Source organism: Pseudomonadota bacterium (genome assembly GCA_016195085.1).
Classification (GTDB): Bacteria; Pseudomonadota; Alphaproteobacteria; order SHVZ01; family SHVZ01; genus JACQAG01.
The window spans coordinates 161,279-179,969 of the sequence record JACQAG010000031.1; the positions used below are offsets into that span (position 1 = coordinate 161,279).

Genomic DNA, 18,691 nt, shown 5'->3' on the forward strand with positions numbered 1-18,691 from the left:
AGAGACCGGCGCGCCGGCGAATTGCCCGGCGGCGCCGGCGAAGGCGGTCGACCGGGGTGACCGCCCGTTGGGAGTTGGCAGGTCCCGATCTCACGGGCGGCGCATCGGGCGCGGAGGAAGGATTGCAGTTCGATCTGACGTTTTTCCTCGGCTTCGTCTTTCATCCGCCGGCCTCGCTGCTCTTCGGGCTGTGGATCACCGTTGCCTCGACGGTGCTGGCGATGGCGATGGGGGTATTCCTCGGAGTCCTGCTGGCGATCGCCGGTCTCGGGCGCTCGCGTCTCCTCAGGTCCTTCAACCAGGTCTACATCGCCTTCTTCCGCGGCACGCCGATCCTTGTGCAGCTGATGCTGATCTATTTCGGCCTGCCGTATCTGATGGGCGGATTCGATCTGTTTCCCCCCGTCATCTCTCTAGGCCCGCTCGTCCTCAACGGTGCCATGGTCGCCGGCATCGTCGCATTCGGGCTGCACGAAGCCGCCTATATGAGCGAGATCACCCGGGCCGGCATCTCCTCCATCGATCCGGGCCAGGCCGAAGCGGCGAAGTCTCTCGGCATGGCCCGAGCCTTGACCATGCGCAAGGTCATTCTGCCGCAGGCGGTCCGCGTGATCATTCCGCCGCTCGGCAACCAATTCAACGCGATGTTCAAGACGACATCTTTGCTCAGCGTGATCGCCGTGCCCGAGATGTTCCACATCGCCGATGCCATCCACGCCGCCACCTATCGGACCTTCGAGGTGTATCTCGGCGTGTCGGTCTACTACCTCGTTCTCACCGGGATCTGGACGGTCCTGCAGCGCCGCCTCGAAGCGCATCTCAAGACCGAGTTCGTGGCGACGCCGGCCCGTCGGGCAAAGCCGAAGCGGCGCGCCCCATCCCCGGGCCGCGCCGGCTGGTCAGCGCATCCGAGGGAATGAGCAACGGGCACAGGGGCGCGTCCAGGGGCATTTCGACAGCCCCGGCCATCGCCACGCGCGGCCTTCCGATGGAAGGCGCATTGCGGGCGGACAGCCGGGTCGACAGCGGCGATCACCGGAGACTTTAGCGATGAATTTCTCGAGCTTGTCCGAGCTAACCGATGCGTTGAAGGCTCGAACTTCCGAAATGATGACCGACGAGCCGGATGAGATTCGGCAGTTCCGCAGCGGCACGCTGGAGAACAAAGCGGGAAGCTACGGCCAGTATTTCGGAACCTGGGATATCGCCGCCGGCATGGTGCGCGACTATTCCATGTACACGATGTATCCAATCCTGCAGCTTGCCGAGAACCCTCGATTGGACCACGAGCAGTTTCGCGCCGTTTTGGAAGCCTTAGATCCGCCCTACAGCAACTACCTTCGCTACAGCGGCTTTCCGCAGATGGGCGAATATGCCGCCGCCCTGCGATCGCTCATCGGCCGCAATCAGTCGCGCGACGAGGTGATACAGGCGATGCGGGCTTACGTCGCCTATACCAATCGCATGGCCGCATGGTCGTTCCACTACTTTCCATGGGGGCTCGGCAAGCATTTCCAGTACGCCGAGCCGGACGTAGCGCCGCCGGACATCAGCGACCTGAAGCGCCGCGTGCGGATCAAGAACGGACAGCCCATCCGCCTGACCTGGCAGCCGCTCGGCGTGTCGGTCAAAGCGGTGTTGGCGACCAACGAGAACCCGGAGCTCTGCGAGGATCTCTTGCGAGCACTCCCCTTCACCATCCTCCAGGACCATGCTGTCGTTACCGGCGAGTCCATGTATGCCTGGACGCCGGTCGTCAGCACGGCGCCGATCCGCGTGCGCGAGCGGATTTGCGATGCGCCCCGCGGCCGGCTTCGCTACTCGCAATCGACCGGTCAGAAGCTCATCGTCCAGTACGGCCCGACGACGGAGGATCTGGCGCAACCGGTGCTGGGCGAGGTGCTCGAGCCGGATGCCGCCCGGCTCGCCGCGGTCGGGCGCAAGGTCTGGGAAAGCACCTACGAGACGAAGGAACGGATCTGGCTGACCGTGGAGGCCGCTTAGCCCGGAGGCCGTTCAGGCGGGTGGAGCCCGCCAGACCACGGGAAAGGCTTCGCAATCCATGATGGCGCCGTCCTCAGGCGCGCCGGTCGGCGGCGGCGGCGGCGACATCTTTCCCGACCGCCGGCGGAAGCGCGCATCGTCTCCGGTCCAGCGCGTGGAGAGCACGCGGCGCCGCCGGCTCGCGGAGGCGTTCCCGGCCGCGCCATGCAGCGCGAGCCCATGAAAGATCACGCAGTCGCCGGGCTCGACGGCCCAGCCGATGATGCGGTGATCGCCCGGGTCGATGACGGGGAGGACCTCCCAGCGCGGATCGTCGTTCTCCCTGAGGCTGCCGTCGACGAACCGTTGCGGACGATACCATTTTCCGGCGCGATGCGATCCGGCGACGAACTCCAAGGTGATATCCCGCGGAACTGGATCGACCGACAGCCACATGGTGCAGAAGTTCCAGCCGTCGACCGGACTATAGGGCTGGTCCTGGTGCCAGGGGGTGCGCTTTTCCGCGCCCGGCTCTTTGACCAGGACGTGATCGTGCAGGAAGTTGACCTTGCTTGACCCCATCAGCTCGGCGGCCACGAGGCTTGCCGGCGACCGGCGCATGAATGCCTCAAACTCCGGGATCCGCCGCCAGTTGTCGCTGTCCTGGAAGAAGCGCCGCGTATCGCCGTCGGCATAGCTCGCGTGATCGCTGGGCTCGCGCATGTTGCGGGCGATCCCTTCCTCGACCAGCGCCAGCCAATCGCCGGAGAAGGCCCTGCGCATGCAGACGGCTCCATCCGCTTGGAACGAGCGTAGATGCTCGGCATCGATCAGGCTTGTCATGAGGCAGGTTCGTAGTCGGTCCCGATTATGTCTATACATAATTGGGAAGAGCGCCATTGTCCAGATGTTGCGCTGGCGCGAACCCGGCATTCGGGTCACACTCCCGCCCGCGATGACCACGCCCGTGCGTCAAGCGGCAAGTGCCGCCGAGCCGCCGCCGGCCGAGCCGCGAGCGGCCGCCGCGGCACCGACTATCTCCGACGATCGACCCATCCTCGGCATGGCGTTAATGGTCGCCGGCATCATCGTCTTCTCGGTCATGGATGGGCTGTCGAAATATCTCACCAACGGCTACAGCCCGATCGAGATCGCCTGGATCCGCTACGTATTCCTGCTCGCCTGCCTGATCCCGGCGCTCATCGCCGAAGGCCCCAGCCGCGGCCTCGCCACGCCCAATCCGGGACTGCAGATCCTGCGCGGCCTCGGCATGCTGGGCTCGACCCTGCTCTTCATCCTGGCCCTCGCCAACCTACCGATCGCCGATGCGACGGTGATCGGCCTGTTGTCGCCGTTCATCGTCGCCGCCGCCTCGCTGCCGATGCTGGGCGAGCGCGTCGGCGTCAGCCGGTGGCTCGCCATCCTGGCCGGCTTCGCCGGGGTCATGGTCGCGGTCCAGCCCGGGAGCGATGCGTTCCGCTGGGCAGCGCTCTTTCCGCTCCTGGCCTCGGCAGCCTGGGCGCTCGCCTTTCTTATCACAAGGCAGGCGCGCGAAGCGGATTCGAGCCAGGTCATGCTGGGCTACACCGGGCTGGTCGGCGCCGCGGTCACCACGCTTGCCTTGCCCTTCGTCTGGGTTTGGCCCACCCCGGCCGATTGGCTGGTTATGCTGGCCGCTTCCGGCTGTTACGCCTTGGCGCAATGGCTGCTGGTGCTCGCGCTCCGCTTCGCCTCGGCGGCGCTGGTGGCCCCGTTGTCCTACACCCAGATCGTCTGGGCCGGTCTCATCGGCGCGCTCTTCTTCGGCACCACCCCCGATCTTGCCACCGTGATCGGCAGCCTCATCATCGTTGCCAGCGGCATCTTCATCTGGCACCACGAGCGCCGGGCGGCCACCCCACGCTGAGGCTAGCATCTCGCCAGCGGCCGCCGATTGCGGCATAATCCCCGAACGCCATCACCTCGGAGTCCCAGAATTGGCCGTCGACCCGCCTCGCCGTCCTGGCAGAGAGATCACCGGCCCGACGGGCGGCGCCCGCCCGCCCGCCTCGTTCAGCCTGAGACCCGCCGGCGGCAGCGAGATCGGCCCGGTCCAGCGCGGCGGCGCGCCGGCGCGGGTCGCGGCCGCGGGCTTGCCGCGCCGGGTGTTCGAGCGGCTGAAGACCGCCATCAGCGATGCCGACATCGACGCCCAGATCGACCGCATGCTGCGCTTCATCACCATGGGGCTCATCGACCGCACCGCGCCCCGCGGCTCCTATCTCAACCTGCTGACGTGAGCGGTGCGGCCGGCACTCGGGCCGGCAGTTGACGGGAATGCACAGGGCTGAAAGCATAAGCCCAGGGCTGAAGACATGAACGCCGCCGGACAACGGCGGCAGGCACCAAATCGGGGGAGTTGGACATGGCGCGCTTTATCGCGATCATGCTATTTGCGCTGGCTTCCATGGCCGTCATGGGCGCGGCGGCCAATGCCGCCGGTCCCGAGCCGGTGAAGGGGGCCACCTTCGTCAACATCGTCAACGAGACGCCTTCGCGGGTCTATTACCGGGTCAAGCTCTGGCAGCGCGACTATGCCTTCGTCATGGCCGGCAAGACCGCTCAGGTCCCGGTGCCGCAGGAGTCCTCCAAGCTGGCCACGGTCGAGGTCGAAGTCTATATGCGCGACCCCCGCGACAAGTGCTTCGCCACGGTGCCGATCAACGGCAGCATCGTGGTGACCGACCTCGACGTGAAGATCGACTGCAAGGCCAAGCGCTGAGCCCCTGGCGCCGCTTGGGCGGATGCGACCGTTTCGGTTCCAAGAGGGCTCCACGCCGCTTCTGGTGAGCTGCCCCCATGTCGGGACCCACATCCCGGGCGAGTTCGCCATCGGCATGACTCCGGCGGCGCTCGAGGTTCCCGACACCGACTGGCATGTGGACCGCCTCTACGACTTCGCCCGCGATCTCGGCGCCGGCATGCTGGTCGCGACCTATTCGCGCTACGTCATCGACCTCAACCGCCCGCCCGATGGCGCGCTCCTCTATCCCGGTGCCAGCAATACCGAGCTGGTGCCGACGACCCGGTTCGACTTCCAGCCGATCTATCGCGAGGGCGCCAGTCCCGACCGGGCGGCGATCGATCGACGCATCGGGAGCTATTGGCGGCCCTATCACGACCAGCTCGCCCGGGAGCTCGGGCGCCTCAAGCAGACATTCGGTTACGCGCTCTTGTGGGATGCGCATTCGATCCGCTCGCTGGTGCCGCGCTTCGCGCCGGAGCGCCTGCCCGATCTCAATCTCGGCAGCGGCGGCGGCAGCTCCGCCGATCCGGCGCTGGCTGAAAGGCTGGCGGCCTTGGCGGCCGAGGCGTCGGCCTTCACCAGCGTGCTCAACGGCCGCTTCAAGGGCGGCTACATCACCCGCGCCTATGGCAAACCCGCCGATGGCATCGAGGCGATCCAGCTCGAGCTGGCGCAAGCGACATACATGGACGAGGCGCCGCCTTGGCGCTATCGACCGGATCTGGCCGACCGCGTGCGGCCGGTGCTCAGCCGGTTCCTGGAGACGATGCTGGCGTGGCGGCCGGAGATGAAACGCGCCGCGTCTTAGTTCCTCGTTCCGTTCAGACCGACGGGGTGGGGGCATTCGCGAGCGGCACGGACCTGCTCTAATGTATCCGTGCTCAGCCCAGATGCTTCTTGAAGAAGGCGATGGTGCGCTCGCGCGCGAGCTTCGTCGCGCTCGCGTCGTAGCTGCCGCGTTCGTCGCAGTTGAAGCCGTGGCCGGCGGGGTAGAGATGGATCTCCACCTCCGGCCGTTTCTTGCGCACGATCTCCACGTCGCTCAAGGGAATGCCGGTGTCCTTTTCGCCGAAATGCAGCATGGTGGGTGCGGTGGTCTTGGCATCGGCGAACGGGACCATGCCGCCGCCGTAATAGCCGACCGCCGCATCGACGCCGAGGCGCTGGCCGCCGAGGAAGGCCAGCGTGCCGCCCCAGCAATAGCCGACGACGCCGACCTTGCCGGCGGGCTTTGCCTGCTTCACCGCGGCGGCGAGGTCGAGCATGACCTTGTCGAGGTCGGTGGCGCCGCGGATGTCGCGGCCCTTGGCGACGTCGTCGGGCCCGTAGCCGAGCTCGATGCCCGGCTTCACCCGGTCGAAGATGGCCGGCGTCACCGCGAGGTATCCGTCCTTGGCGAAGCCGTCGGCGACGCCGCGCATGTGGTTGTTGACCCCGAAGATCTCCTGGATCACCACCAGCCCGGCCTTGGGCTTGCCTTGGGGACGGGCGATGTAGCAGCCAAGCTTGAAACCGTCGGAAGCGGTCAGCGTGATGGTCTCGGACATGGGATCTCTCTGGATTGACGGGGAGGGGAGGGCTCTTGGAAATCATAGCCGAGGACAGGACCCGGCTGTAAAGCGCCGCCCGGCTCCGAGCCGCTCAAGCGACCATGAGGCTGCCCACCGCCAGACCCAAGCCGCAGGCGGTATGGGAGGCGAGCGACTGCAGGCAGGCGATGAGCGGTGCGGCGGTCTTGTTTCCGAGCACGCCGGCACCCATCGCCGGCATGAAGTAAAACCAAGGCACGACCACGCTGGCGACGCCGAAGACGAGCCCGTTGGCGAGACTGGGCTCGAGGCCCAGCACGGTGCGGATGAGCACGACATAGACGAGCCCGTAGAGAACGCCCACGGCGTAGTGGCCGACCCAGCCGATCACGATCTCGTTATTGACCGGTTCGGCCTTGGCGATCGGTTCGTGGAAGAACGTGCCCCTGGCCGCATGGCCGAACCAGCGTCCGACCAAGCCCCAATTGCCCGCGGGCAAGCCGGTCGCCAGGCGCAGCCCCTGCTGCCAAAGATCCAGAAACACGGTGCCCATGATGCCCGAAGCGACGATCTCCACGATGTTCATTGTTCCCCCGATCGGACGACGCACAATTTTCTTGAGTCATCGCCGGGCTTGACCCGGCGATCCATCGTGCGGCTGGAAGATGGACCCGCGGATCGAGTCCGCGGGTGACGAAAGCAGAGTAGCATTCGCACCCTCACCGCCGCCGCGCCACGAACACGCCGATGAGGATGGCCGCGGCGGAGGCCACGATCGGTACGGTCAAGGGTTCGCCCAGGACCAGCACCGCGAGCGCCACGCCCAAGGGCGGCTGCAGGAACTGGAGGACGCCGATGCGGGCGACGCCACCGCGGCCGAGGGCCCAATACCAGGCGACATAGCCCAGGATCGAGATGCCGATGGCGAGATAGAGGACGCTCGCCCAGCCGAGCCATCCCGCGTCCTGCCAGGAGGGGCCGGACGCGAAAGCGGGCACGAAGGGCGCTTGCAGCGCGCCACCGATGATCACCCCCCAGAAGGTGGTGGCCCAGGAGGAGTAGCCGGCGGCGGCAAGCCGGCCGCCTGAGACATAGCCGAGCGAGGCGACGATCGCCGCGCCGAAGACGATGCTGTCGCCCATGAGGCCGGCGCCCTCGTCGCTGACGCCGCTGCGCGAGAACACGAGATAGATCTCGCCGGCGAGCGCCACGGCGCAGCCGGTCCACCAGATCGGCGCCGGCCGCCTCAGGTCGAACAGCGCGGCAAAGAGTCCGGTGAACAGCGGCAGCGCCGCCAGGATGAGGGCGCTGTGGGAGGCCGAGGTGAAGTGGGTGCCGATGGCGAAGAACAAGGGGAAGAGCACGAAGCCGGAGAGGCCGGAGAGCCCGAGGAGCCCGAGCTGCATCCGCTGCTTGGGCAATCCCAGGCGCAATCCCAGGACCAGCGGCAGCGCCGCCGCCGCCGCCAGCACGCCCCGGAGCAAGGCCGCCAGCACCGGATCGAAAAGGGTGACCGCGATCTTGGTTGCGATCGGGCTGGCGGCGAAGAGAACGACGGCCAGGATCGCCGCGGCGAAGGCGCGGATATCCCGCTCAGGCGCGGATGCGGCGATCGAGGCGGGGCTCACGTTTGCCGGGGACAAGCGGTGACATCGGTGCGGGTGAAGTCATCACCTTTGTAGAGCAGCGGCTCGCCGCTCGCCTTGGCGAGAGCGTAGGCGAAGCAGTCGCCGTAGTTGAGACCAGCGGCATGGCGTCCCCGGCCGAAACGACGCTGGGCCGAACGTGCGATCTCGACCTGCTCGACATCCACGGCGACGACCTCGACGCGCGCACGGTGTAGGAACAGATCCAATTCCCGGCCGGCCAGCTCGCCGCCGCGCGCTTCCAGAACGATCGCCGCCTCGAGCACGGTCGCCGCCGAGACGAGGCGCCTTGGGTCGGCTTCGATGAGTTCGTTGAAGCGCCGCCGCTCGGGCTCGTCGCCCAGAATGGCGATGAGAGCCGATGTGTCGATCACCATGGCCCGCGCTCGTCAGCGAGGCAGGCCATGTTCGTCATAGTCGATGATCTCATCGGAGCTGCGCCGGTCCCGGCGCGTGAGCCTGCCGCAGCGCTTGGCGATCTCGTCGAGCTCGTCGGCGAGTGAGCGACCTCGGCTGCGCGCGTTGAGACGCTGCAGCCGCTCGCGGATGGCGGTCGCGACCGCATCGGTCAAACTCTCGCCGGTCCGTCGAGACAGCTCCCGTGCCAGCCGATCGGTCTCCGCGTCCTTGATGCTCAGGGCCATGGAATCTACCTAGGTAGAAAATAATCTATATTCTACCTAAAGCATACGAGCCGCGCAATCAGCTGTCGAGCCAGCCGGCGCGGCGGAGCTGGCGCATATAGGTGCGGCTCACCGGAATGCGCGTCCCGTTGGTGAGCACCAGCTGGGCGCGGTGGCCGTTGCGCTCGACCGTGGCCACCGCCCGCCTTGCCACCCAGTAGGAGCGATGCACTTGCTGGCCCATGGCAGGGTCGAGCTCGGCCACCGCATCGGACATGCGGAAGAGGATGAGATCGCTGCCAAGCGCGGTGGTGATCCTGAGATAGTGATCTTCGGTGGCGATCGAGAGCAAATCCGTGCCCAGCCTTGCCGGTATGCGGCGGATGAACCGCTGGCCGTCCGCGCCCGGGCCGGCTCCGGCCTCGCTCGCTTCCATCGCTGGTTGCGGCGGGAGCGCCGGCCCGGACTGGGCGCGGGCGCGCCGCGTGTTGATGATGGTCAGCGGCACGCTGATGAGCGCGATCATGGTGGTGACCGAGCCATAGAGCGCCAGGAGATCGGTCGGCGCCAGCTTCGGCGGATGCCCGAACGCCGCCTGCAGCAGAATCGCCACGCCGGCGCTGGGCAGGCTCGCCAGCACCGTGCCGGCGAGCGCCTGCAGGGCGGGATGCCAGGTGCTGCTGATCCGGTGCCGGACCGCGAAGCGGATGGCCGGCTCGACCACCAGGCCGATGAGCGGGATGGCGAGCATCCAGAAGGCGAACCGCTCGATCAGCTCGAAGTCGCGGGTGCCATAGGGCCTGAGCCAGGCCACCGCCGCGCCGATGGCGAGCAGCACCGCCATCCCCTGCGCCGAGCGGACGAGCGTGGTCCGTTCGCGAAGCGCGAGCTGTCCGTCGCCGGCCGTTGACGAAATCTCGAGAACGATTGGCGTATCCGCGCTCGTCCCGGCATTCCCTTCGCTGTATGTCGGCGGCGGTGGCGACCCCGATGGACGGTCGCCGAAGGGATGGGAAAGGGGAGTCATGCTGCTCATGGCGTGGGTCGCAATCCTGGCATTGGCGACATCGGCGGCACAAGCGGCCGAGATCGGCGCCATCCTACAAGGGACGCCTTTGTGGGTATATCCGCTGCTCGGGCTGTTGATCTATCTCGGTCTGCAGGCGAGGCGGGAGCGCGTCGCCCGGCCGCTCAGGCTCCTGATCACGCCTGCCGTCTTCATCGGCTGGGGGATCGTCGGCGTGCTGGTGAAACCGGGCTTCGGCCCGGTCCTGGCCCTGGATTGGCTGGGGGCCGCCGCCGCCGGGATGGCGCTGGCGGCCGCCAGTCTCGATACCAGCCGATGGCGGGTCGAGGGCGGCCTCGTTCGCCTGCCCGGGAGCTGGTTCCCGCTCATCCGCAATCTGGCGATCTTCGCTGCCAAATACGCTCTTGCCGTCGCCGCCGCCACGCTGCCGGGCAGGCGGGGCAGTCTGGTGCTCTGGGATGTCGCCGTATCCGGCGCTAGCGTCGGCTACTTCGCTTTCTGGCTGGTGCAACTGGCCCGGCTCTACCGGCGCTCCGCGCCCGTTGCCGACCAGCCCAAGGACCGCATCGCCGAGGCCGGAGACAGCGCATGACCGGCATCCCTGCGGAGTCGAGCGAGGCCCAGCCGGTGGTCAGGCTCCGCCATGTGAGCAAGACCTATGACGAAGACGGGCTCACCGTGGCCGCCGTCAATTCCATCAGCCTCGACATACCGGGCGGGCGGTTCGCGATGATCGTCGGGCCGTCGGGCAGCGGCAAGACCACGCTCTTGAATCTCATCGGCTGCATCGATCGGCCGACCTCGGGCCAAGTCGAGGTCTGCGGCGAGGAGGTGGGGGTGCTGACCGACCGCGCGGTCACGGATTTCCGCGCCCGCAACATCGCCTTCATCTTCCAGAACTTCAACCTGTTCCCGGTGCTCTCGGCCTTCGAGAACGTCGAGTATCCCTTGCTGCTCCTGGGCGTGGCCGCCGCCGAGCGGCGCCAACGCACGCTGGCGCTGCTGGAATCCGTCGGTCTCCTCGACCAGCGACGCCATCGTCCCAACCAGCTGAGCGGCGGACAGAAGCAGCGCGTGGCGATCGCCCGGGCGCTGGTCAAGAAGCCGGCGCTGGTGCTCGCCGACGAGCCCACGGCCAATCTCGACAGCCACACCGGCGCCGCCATCATCGCCGTCATGCGCCGGATGCAGGAGGAGCACAAGGTGAGCTTCGTCTTCTCCACCCACGACCCTGAGCTCATGTCCCATGCCGAGGACACCTTCGCCATCCGTGACGGAGCGCTGGTCGAGCACCGCTCGGGAACGATCCGATGATGCTCTTCAAAATCGCCTTTCGGAACATTCGCCGCAACGCACGCCGCTCGACCATGACCGCATCCGCCATCGTCGTCGGCGCCGTCGCCTTGGTGCTGTTCGGGGAGTTCATGGCCAATGTGACCACGGGATTTCAGACCAACACGGTCGAGCGGACCGGGCATCTTTCGGTCTTCCGCGCCGGCTATTTCGATTTCGGCGCCGGAAACCCCGCTGCCTACGGCATCGCCGACTATCGCCGGGTCATGGACCTCATCGCCGAGGATCCGGTGCTCCGCCCCTGGCTCAACGTCGTGACGCCGACGGTCACGCTGTTCGGCATCGCCGGCAATTTCGACATCGACGCATCCAAGACCTTCTTCGGCTCCGGCGTCGTCCCGTCCGATCGCGATCGCATGCGGCTGTGGGACGAATACGGCATCTTCCGCGGCCGCATCCTCGCCGATTCCGGACTCAGCGACGACGACGAGACGGTGGGCGTCGTCGGCATCGGGCTCGCGCGCGCGTTGGGTCTCTGCGAGGCCCTCAAGCTCGCCAATTGTCCGCCGCGTCCCAGGGCCGCGGAGGAGCCGGGCGAGACGGCCGCTTCCGAGCTGATGGATCTTGCCCGCCGCGACCGCGACACGATCTCGCCGCAGCACGCCGATGCGGCGCCGCGCCTGGATCTCCTGGCGGCAACCGCCGGCGGCGCTCCCAATGTGCTGAGCCTGACGGTGAGCAAGGCCGAGCCGCAAGGGGCGAAGGAGCTGGACGATGCGTTCATCGCCATGCACTTCAAGCTGGCGCAGCGGCTTCTCTACGGCCGCGGCGAGCCGAAGGCGGTCGGCATCGTGCTCCAACTGCATCGCAGCGAAGACATGGCGGCGGCGCGCGTCCGTCTCGAGCGCCTGTTCAAGGAGCGGGCGCTCGAGCTCGAGGTGCGCGACTTCACCGAGCTCTTGCCCTTCTACAAGCAGGTGATCGGCCTCTTTGGCGCGATCTTCTCGTTCATTGCGGCGATCATGGGTGTGATCGTGCTGTTCACCGTGGTCAACACCATGAGCATGACGGTGATCGAGCGCACCAACGAGATCGGCACGGCACGCGCCATGGGCGTCAGGCGGAGCGTGATCCGACGGCAGTTCCTGATCGAGGGCTGGATGCTGGGCGCCATCGGCGCCAGCGTCGGGTTGATCCTGGCGGCACTCCTCGCCTGGCTCATCAACAATGGCGGTCTCACCTGGACGCCGCCGGGCCAGGCGCTGCCGGTGCCGCTCCGCGTGCTCACCAGCGGCGTGGCGCCGCTCAACCTCGCTGTGTGGCTGGGGCTGGTGGCGGTCGCCACCGTCGCCGCGCTGATCCCGGCCAACCGCGCGGCGCGGCTGCCGGTGGTCGATGCCCTGAGGCATGTATGAGCGCCGTCGGTTCCCGCCTCGCGGCGGCGCTGGCGATCGCCTTGCTGGCGGCGCTCGTCGCCGCACCGGCCAAATCGCAGCCGGCGGCCGCAGCGCCGACGGCTGAGGAGATCATCGCGGCCGCTGATCTCGTGCGCAATCCCGACAAGGCCTTCCGGCTGACCTCCACGCTCATCGAATATGTCGGCGGCAAGCCGCGCGACCGGGTGGTGCTCGTCATCTTCGCGCGCGAGGACAAGGCGACGCGGCAGTTCAGCAATCTCGCGCGCTATGCCGAGCCGTTGCGCGACACCGGCAAGATGGCGCTCTTGAATGCGCCCAATCTCTGGTTCTATGACCCTGCCTCGAAAACCAGCATCCGCATCTCCCCGCAGCAGCGCCTCATCGGCCAGGCCTCGGATGCCGACGTGCTGACCGTCAATCTCGCCCGCGACTACCGGGGCGTGATCCTCGGCGAGGAGACCCTGCAGGACGCCGACCGCAAGGACCGCCTTTGCTGGCATCTCGATATGACCGCGGCGACTGCCGATGCGATCTACAGCCGAATGGAGTACTGGGTCGAGCGCGGCACCTATCGCGCGGTCAAGGCCAAGTTCTATTCCGACAGCGGCAGGTTGCTGAAGATCGCCTATTTCCGCAAATACCAAGAGCAGCTGGGCCAGCTCAGGCCGACCGAGACGATCATCATCGATGCGGTCGATGCGAATCTGGTGACCACCATCAACTCCACCGACTATCGCTTCCAAGATATCCCCGACACCTGGTTCCAGCGGGACTTCCTGCCGCGGCTCAAGGTCGACTGATGCGGCGCCTCACCGGCGCTCTTTTGGCCTTGGCGCTCGCAGCGGCGGCGCCGGGCCCGGCCCATGCCGAGGAGAACGACGACCTCGAGCGCATCCCCGGCGCGATCGAGGATCCGTCCCGCGCCGACCCCGCGGGCGGGGTCGCACCGACGGCTTCTCTCGGCCAGCGCCGCTTGCGGCTCCATCTCGAGGATGCGGCGGTCCTGGCCCTGCTCCGGCGGCCGATCGTGGGCTTCCCGCCGCCGGCGCCGCCGGACTGGCAGAACCGCACCAGCTTCGATGGCAGCAACCAATGGGATCTGGCCGATGGTCTGACCGCAAGCCTCAGCGACCGCTTGACCTGGCGCGAGACGAGCGACTTCGGTCTCGGAGCGCGGCGGTCGGCTCGCAACGATTTCCGCGAGGGCTATCTCACCTGGGAGCCGGCCGGCACGGTCTATCTCGAAGCCGGCCGCATCAATCTCCGCAACGGCATCGCGCTCGGATTCAATCCGACCGATTTCTTCAAGGCGCGGACCCAGGTCGACCAGGCCTCGCTCGATCCTTCGGCGCAGAGCCGCAATCGGCTCGGCACGCTGATGGCGCGCGCCCAAGGCATCTGGGAGGCGGGCTCGCTCAGCGTCGCGGTAGCACCCGGGCTCTATTCCCCGAGCCCGCTCGCGGCGATGAGGTCGGCCTTCGATCCGGGCTTCGAGCGCACCAACGCCGCCGACCGGCTGCTGCTGAGCGCCAGCCACGACCTGGCAGGTCTCAACCCGCAGCTCCTCGCCTATCGGGAAGGGGCGGACATGAAGACCGGCCTCAACCTCTCGCGCCAGTTGGGGCAGAGCGTGATCGCCTATGCCGAATGGGCCGGCGGAAGCGAGCGGCCGCTGATCGCCGAGGCGCTCGCCTATGGCCGGCGCACCGGAACGCTGCCGGCCAGCGCACCGACGCTGCCGCCGACCACCTTCGACAAGCGGTTCCGCAATGATCTCGCGCTCGGCGCGTCCTGGGCCAGCGCCCTCGGCTTCACCACCAATCTCGAATACCACTATCACCAGGCGGGATTCTCCGATGCCGACTGGCGCAACTGGTTCGCCATCGGCCGTGCCCGCCCAGGCGTCCCGCAAGTCGCCAGCGAGCTCTGGTACGTCCGCGCCTTCGCCGCCGACCGGCAGCAGCCGCTGACGCGGCAGCAGATGTTTCTCCGCGCCAACATGCCCGACGCGTTCTGGCGCGGCCTCGAGCTGACGGCGCTCGCCTTCGTCGACCTCACCGACGGCTCCAGCCTGGCGCAGCTATCGGCCAGCTACTACCTGACGAATGCCTGGACCATCGGCGCCTATGTCAGCGCCAATCTCGGCAGCCCGCGCTCCGAGCGCGGCAGTCTGCCGCAGGCGGCAAGCGCCATCCTGCAGCTCGTGCGGTATTTTTGAGGGCGGGGAGACAGTCGGCTTACAAATCGAAGCATTCATGAGAGGCAAAGCGGTTGAGATGGCGGCTGCTTGGGCCTGAGCATCCCGCGTGCTCTCGGAGATCCTGAACGCCGACACCGACCCAATCACCCGCGACAGGCTGCATCCGATGTTGCGTGCCGGCATAGAGGAGAGCGCCGAGCGCGTCTTCTGATGGCCGTCGACGCTGGCCTTCACCTCCGCAATATGCTCGCGGCCATCGCCGGCAGACCGAGCTTTCTCCTTCTATCAACTCGTCATGCACGTGCTTGACCCGCACATCCACGTCGTGCCGCGACTCGGCCGAGGATTTGGATTGCCGGATCAAGTCCGGCGATGGCGACTTAAATCATGTCGCGGGATGCGACGCCCGCATTCGAGCGGTAGGTTATGCTCAACCGGACGGAAGCGGGGCAGGCTCGGATCCGGCCGCTCAAACATTGAAGCGGAAAAGGAATATGTCGCCGTCCTGGACCAGGTAGTCCGCACCCTCGACGCGCATCTTGCCCGCATCCTTGGCGCCCAGCTCGCCGCCTGAGGCGACGAAGTCGGCATAGGAGATCGTCTCGGCGCGGATGAAGCCGTGCTCGAAGTCGGTGTGGATGGCGCCCGCCGCCTGCGGGGCTTTGGCACCTTGGGTCACGGTCCAGGCATGGGCCTCCTTCGGGCCGGCGGTGAAGAAGGTCAAGAGGCCGAGGATGCGGTAACCCTCGCGAATGACCCGCGCCAGCCCCGTCTCATTCAGCCCGAGATGCTCGAGGAATTCCTGCTTTTCGGCCGCGGTCGCGAGCTCAGCCACCTCGGCCTCGATCGCCGCCGAGATGATCACGCTGCCCGCACCCTCGGCCGCCGCCTTTGCAGCGACGCGTTGGGTGAGCGCATTGCCGGTGGCGGCATGGTCCTCGCTCACATTGGCGACATAGAGCACCGGCTTCGCGGTGATGAGCTGCAGCTGCCGCCAGGCCGCGAGGTCGGCGGCCGCCACCGCGACCGTGCGCGCCGGCTTGCCATCGCGGAGTGCTGCCAGGGCGGCCTCCATCAGCGCCAATTGCTGGGCCGCCTCCTTGTCGCCGCCGCGCACCTTCTTGGTGGCGGCGTAGGCCCGTCGCTCGAGGGAGTCGAGATCGGCCAGCATGAGCTCGGTCTCCACCGTCTCGGCATCGCGGATCGGGTCGACCGAGCCCTCGACATGGGTGATGCCGCCATCCTCGAAGCAGCGGAGCACGTGCACGATGGCATCGACAGCGCGGATATGCCCCAGGAACTGGTTGCCGAGACCCTCGCCCTTCGAGGCGCCGCGCACCAAGCCGGCGATGTCGACGAATTCCAGCGTGGTCGGGACGATCTTCGCCGATTTGGCAAGCCCGGCGATGACCGCAAGGCGGGCATCGGGCACCGGCACGCGGCCGATATTGGGCTCGATGGTGCAGAAGGGATAGTTCGCCGCGGCCGCCGCCGCGGTCTCGGTCAGCGCGTTGAACAGCGTCGACTTGCCCACATTCGGCAGGCCGACGATACCGCAATTGAAGCCCATGGTGTCTCTTTGAAAGTGTCTCGCAAGCGAGTTGCCGGAAGACCCTCACCCGCCTCGCTTGCGCTCGGCACCGTCGGGGACGGCCGCGCCGGATCCTTCCGGCGCGGCGTCGGGGACGGGAGGACCCGTCCTCGACCGTCCCGACCCCGCACTGCGGGAGAGGGAGGGACCCGCGTCTTCGCGGGAGGGTGAGGGGTCGCGGTCCGAAGTCGAACCATCACTACGTTGCACATCAGTGCGGGGTGGCTTCGGTCTCGGCGGGTGGAGAGCGAGGTGGCAGCGGTTCATGAATTCGCTGTCATCGCCTGCGACCAGGAGCGGTGCGGCATCGGCGAGCGCGTCCAGGAGCTTTTCCAGCCATGGCTGCTCCTCCTTGTCGAAATCGCGCAGCACATAGGGATGCACCAGGTTCTTGTCGCCGGGATGGCCGATGCCGAGCCGGACGCGCTTGTAGTCGCGGTCGAAAAGCTGATCGATCGAGCGCAGCCCGTTATGGCCGGCGCTGCCGCCGCCCTGCTTCACCTTGACCTTGCCTGGCGTGAGCTCGAGCTCGTCGTGAAAGACCACGACCTGGCTCGGGGCGAGCTTGTAGAAATGCGCCGCTTCGCCGATCGCCTCGCCCGACAGGTTCATATAGGTCATCGGCTTCAAGGCCAGGATTTTCACGCCGGCGATGCCGCCTTCGGCCAGATAGCCGCGGAAGCGTGCCCGCCACGGCCCGAAGCCGTGGCGGCGCACGATCCGATCCAGCGCCATGAAGCCGATATTGTGCCGGTTGCCGGCATCGCCCGGGCGCGGATTGCCGAGGCCGGCGAACAGCAGCATCGGTACCGGTGCCTCTCCTTGCTACTTCTTCCGCTCGCGTTCGGCCGGCTTCCTTTCGGCTGGCGCGGCGGCACCCTTGGCCGGAGCGGCACCCTCGGCCGGAGCGGCACCCTCGTCCGGTGCGGCACCCTCCGCTCCTTCCACCGGCACGGCGCCTTCGGCACCCTCCGCGGTAGCGGCAGCGGCCGGGGTCTCTTCGACCTGCACCGTCGGCGCGGCGACCGAGGCGATGGTGAAGTCGCGTCCGGTGATGGTCGGTACCACCCGGTCCGGCAGCTTGACGGCGCTGATGTGCACCGAGTCGCCGATGTCGAGCCCGGTCAGGTCGACCGAGAAGGAGGTGGGTATTTCCTCGGCCAGGCAGCGGACCTCGATCTCGTGGCGCACCACGTTGATGACGCCGCCGCGCTTCAGGCCCGGGGATTGGTCCTGGTTCACGAAGACCACGGGCACGTTGACGGTGACCCTGGTCTTGGCGCCGACCCTGAGGAAGTCAGCATGGATCGGCCGATCGCTCACCGGATCGAGCTGCACCTCGCGGGGCAGCACGCGCAGCGTCTCGGCGCCGAGCTTCACGTCGTAGAGCCGGTTGAAGAACCCGGCGCGGTGCAGCTCGCGCGCCAGCATCCGGTCCTCGAGGCTGACGAGGATGGGGTCTTTGCGATCGCCATAGATCACGCCGGGAACCCGGCCTGTCCGACGAGTCGCCCGGGCGGGCCCCTTGCCGCCCCGGTCGCGCCGCTCGGCGGCGATGGTTGCAATGTCGACCATGAAAACTCTCTCCTTTCCTCACGCATGGGGCCGGCTGGGGGAGGGAAGGGGAGGAGGTGTTCCACACCCCCTCCCGAAACCCACCCCCGGGGAGGGAAGGGGAGGGCCATCAACTGGGCGATCGAAAGTTGGCGGATGTTGTGGGCGACCCTGACCGCCTCGGTCGCCTGGATGCTGTCGGTCAGCACCATCGCCTCCAAGGGCGAGGCGGTGACCCGGGCGACCGCGCCGCCGGACAGGACGCCATGGGTGATATAGGCGCTGACCGAGGTGGCGCCGTGGTCGATGAGCGCCTCGGCGGCGTTGACCAAGGTGCCGCCGGAATCGACGATGTCGTCGATGAGGATGCAGCGCCGGCCTTTGACGTCGCCGATGACGTTCATCACCTCCGACACGCCGGCGCGCTCGCGGCGCTTGTCGATGATGGCAAGGTCCGCTTCCAGCCGCCTGGCGATGGCGCGGGCGCGGAGCACGCCGCCGACGTCGGGGGAGACGATCACCAGCTCGTCGCCGTCGTATTTCTCCTTGATGTCCTTGACGAACACCGGCGCCGAATAGAGGTTGTCGGTCGGAATGTCGAAGAAGCCCTGGATCTGGGCGGCATGGAGATCCATGGTCAGCACCCGGTCGGCGCCGGCGGTGGTGATGAGGTTGGCCACCAGCTTCGCCGAAATGGGGGTGCGCGGACCGGATTTGCGGTCCTGCCGGGCATAGCCGTAATAGGGGAGGACCGCGGTCACGCGCCGGGCCGAGCTGCGGCGGAGCGCGTCCAAGGTGACCAGGAGCTCCATCAGGTTGTCGTTGGCGGGATAGGAGGTCGATTGCAGGACGAACACGTCCTCGCCGCGGATGTTCTCGTGGATCTCGACGAATATCTCGAGATCGGAAAAGCGCCTGACGCTGGCCTTGGTCAAGGGCAGGTTCAGATACGCGCCGATCGCCTCGGCCAGAGGCCGATTGCTGTTGCAGGTCAAGACTTTCATAGGCAGGGCTCTCCACGACCCGCGGGCGCGGACGCGAT

Annotated in this window: 20 protein-coding genes and 2 pseudogenes; 11 read left to right on the plus strand and 11 right to left on the minus strand. The window is 67.3% G+C overall.

Annotated features, from left to right (window positions below; translation table 11 throughout):
- The first annotated feature begins 122 nt into the window (after positions 1-122).
- Positions 123-920 (plus strand): amino acid ABC transporter permease, encoded by a 798-nt coding sequence (locus tag HY058_09965; GenBank protein MBI3497615.1) that lies wholly within the window; start codon positions 123-125, stop codon positions 918-920.
- Between the two features lie 130 nt (positions 921-1,050).
- Positions 1,051-2,004: a hypothetical protein gene (locus HY058_09970; protein MBI3497616.1), complete on the plus strand. Its 954-nt coding sequence runs from the start codon at positions 1,051-1,053 to the stop codon at positions 2,002-2,004.
- Between the two features lie 12 nt (positions 2,005-2,016).
- Here the strand turns inward: HY058_09970 and HY058_09975 are convergent, their stop codons facing one another.
- The gene (locus HY058_09975; GenBank protein MBI3497617.1) at positions 2,017-2,883 is read right to left on the minus strand and encodes a phytanoyl-CoA dioxygenase family protein; all 867 of its coding nucleotides are present in this window, start codon (positions 2,881-2,883) and stop codon (positions 2,017-2,019) included.
- A gap of 67 nt (positions 2,884-2,950) precedes the next feature.
- Here HY058_09975 and HY058_09980 point away from each other — a divergent pair, with 67 nt between their 5' ends.
- The 4 genes from HY058_09980 (at position 2,951) to hutG (ending at position 5,576) form a co-directional block, all read left to right on the plus strand.
- Positions 2,951-3,889, plus strand: coding sequence for a DMT family transporter (locus HY058_09980; protein MBI3497618.1), 939 nt, complete (start codon positions 2,951-2,953; stop codon positions 3,887-3,889).
- Between the two features lie 70 nt (positions 3,890-3,959).
- Positions 3,960-4,262, plus strand: a complete 303-nt coding sequence (locus HY058_09985; GenBank protein ID MBI3497619.1) for a hypothetical protein — start codon at positions 3,960-3,962, stop codon at positions 4,260-4,262.
- 125 nt (positions 4,263-4,387) lie between these two features.
- Complete coding sequence (locus tag HY058_09990; GenBank protein MBI3497620.1) at positions 4,388-4,744, plus strand: hypothetical protein; 357 nt, start codon at positions 4,388-4,390, stop codon at positions 4,742-4,744.
- A 22-nt stretch (positions 4,745-4,766) separates the two neighbouring features.
- Positions 4,767-5,576, plus strand: coding sequence for an N-formylglutamate deformylase (gene hutG / locus HY058_09995; protein ID MBI3497621.1), 810 nt, complete (start codon positions 4,767-4,769; stop codon positions 5,574-5,576).
- A 73-nt stretch (positions 5,577-5,649) separates the two neighbouring features.
- Here the strand turns inward: hutG and HY058_10000 are convergent, their stop codons facing one another.
- The 6 genes from HY058_10000 to HY058_10025 all read right to left on the minus strand — a co-directional run bounded on the left by HY058_10000 (position 5,650) and on the right by HY058_10025 (position 9,410).
- Positions 5,650-6,315, minus strand: a complete 666-nt coding sequence (locus HY058_10000) for a dienelactone hydrolase family protein (protein ID MBI3497622.1) — start codon at positions 6,313-6,315, stop codon at positions 5,650-5,652.
- A gap of 94 nt (positions 6,316-6,409) precedes the next feature.
- Entirely contained in the window at positions 6,410-6,883 is a 474-nt protein-coding gene (locus tag HY058_10005; protein MBI3497623.1) for a DUF2938 family protein, read from the minus strand.
- Positions 6,884-7,016: 133 nt separating this feature from the next.
- Complete coding sequence (locus tag HY058_10010; GenBank protein ID MBI3497624.1) at positions 7,017-7,940, minus strand: DMT family transporter; 924 nt, start codon at positions 7,938-7,940, stop codon at positions 7,017-7,019.
- Positions 7,922-8,320: a type II toxin-antitoxin system VapC family toxin gene (locus HY058_10015; protein MBI3497625.1), complete on the minus strand. Its 399-nt coding sequence runs from the start codon at positions 8,318-8,320 to the stop codon at positions 7,922-7,924. Before HY058_10015 ends, HY058_10010 begins: the two co-directional genes overlap by 19 nt.
- 12 nt (positions 8,321-8,332) lie before the next feature.
- Positions 8,333-8,587 (minus strand): type II toxin-antitoxin system VapB family antitoxin, encoded by a 255-nt coding sequence (locus HY058_10020; GenBank protein ID MBI3497626.1) that lies wholly within the window; start codon positions 8,585-8,587, stop codon positions 8,333-8,335.
- Positions 8,588-8,645: 58 nt separating this feature from the next.
- Positions 8,646-9,410: a LytTR family transcriptional regulator gene (locus tag HY058_10025; GenBank protein MBI3497627.1), complete on the minus strand. Its 765-nt coding sequence runs from the start codon at positions 9,408-9,410 to the stop codon at positions 8,646-8,648.
- A gap of 190 nt (positions 9,411-9,600) precedes the next feature.
- Here HY058_10025 and HY058_10030 point away from each other — a divergent pair, with 190 nt between their 5' ends.
- Genes HY058_10030 through HY058_10050 form a run of 5 tightly spaced genes read left to right on the plus strand, consistent with a single transcriptional unit; the run spans position 9,601 to position 14,522 of the window.
- The gene (locus tag HY058_10030; GenBank protein MBI3497628.1) at positions 9,601-10,185 is read left to right on the plus strand and encodes a hypothetical protein; all 585 of its coding nucleotides are present in this window, start codon (positions 9,601-9,603) and stop codon (positions 10,183-10,185) included.
- The gene (locus HY058_10035; protein MBI3497629.1) at positions 10,182-10,907 is read left to right on the plus strand and encodes an ABC transporter ATP-binding protein; all 726 of its coding nucleotides are present in this window, start codon (positions 10,182-10,184) and stop codon (positions 10,905-10,907) included. Before HY058_10030 ends, HY058_10035 begins: the two co-directional genes overlap by 4 nt.
- Positions 10,904-12,301 (plus strand): ABC transporter permease, encoded by a 1,398-nt coding sequence (locus HY058_10040; protein ID MBI3497630.1) that lies wholly within the window; start codon positions 10,904-10,906, stop codon positions 12,299-12,301. Before HY058_10035 ends, HY058_10040 begins: the two co-directional genes overlap by 4 nt.
- The gene (locus HY058_10045) at positions 12,298-13,104 is read left to right on the plus strand and encodes an outer membrane lipoprotein-sorting protein (GenBank protein ID MBI3497631.1); all 807 of its coding nucleotides are present in this window, start codon (positions 12,298-12,300) and stop codon (positions 13,102-13,104) included. Before HY058_10040 ends, HY058_10045 begins: the two co-directional genes overlap by 4 nt.
- Positions 13,104-14,522: a hypothetical protein gene (locus HY058_10050; protein ID MBI3497632.1), complete on the plus strand. Its 1,419-nt coding sequence runs from the start codon at positions 13,104-13,106 to the stop codon at positions 14,520-14,522. Before HY058_10045 ends, HY058_10050 begins: the two co-directional genes overlap by 1 nt.
- 451 nt (positions 14,523-14,973) lie before the next feature.
- Here HY058_10050 and ychF read toward each other — a convergent pair whose 3' ends face one another.
- The 4 genes and pseudogenes from ychF to HY058_10070 all read right to left on the minus strand — a co-directional run bounded on the left by ychF (position 14,974) and on the right by HY058_10070 (position 18,653).
- Positions 14,974-16,074 carry a redox-regulated ATPase YchF gene (gene ychF / locus HY058_10055; GenBank protein MBI3497633.1) on the minus strand — a complete coding sequence of 367 codons (1,101 nt, stop codon included), beginning with the start codon at positions 16,072-16,074 and terminating at the stop codon, positions 14,974-14,976.
- Positions 16,075-16,311: 237 nt separating this feature from the next.
- Positions 16,312-16,899 (minus strand): annotated as a pseudogene (locus HY058_10060) (aminoacyl-tRNA hydrolase).
- 21 nt (positions 16,900-16,920) lie between these two features.
- Entirely contained in the window at positions 16,921-17,670 is a 750-nt protein-coding gene (locus HY058_10065) for a 50S ribosomal protein L25/general stress protein Ctc (GenBank protein MBI3497634.1), read from the minus strand.
- A 104-nt stretch (positions 17,671-17,774) separates the two neighbouring features.
- Positions 17,775-18,653 (minus strand): annotated as a pseudogene (locus HY058_10070) (ribose-phosphate pyrophosphokinase).
- Between the last annotated feature and the right edge of the window lie 38 nt (positions 18,654-18,691).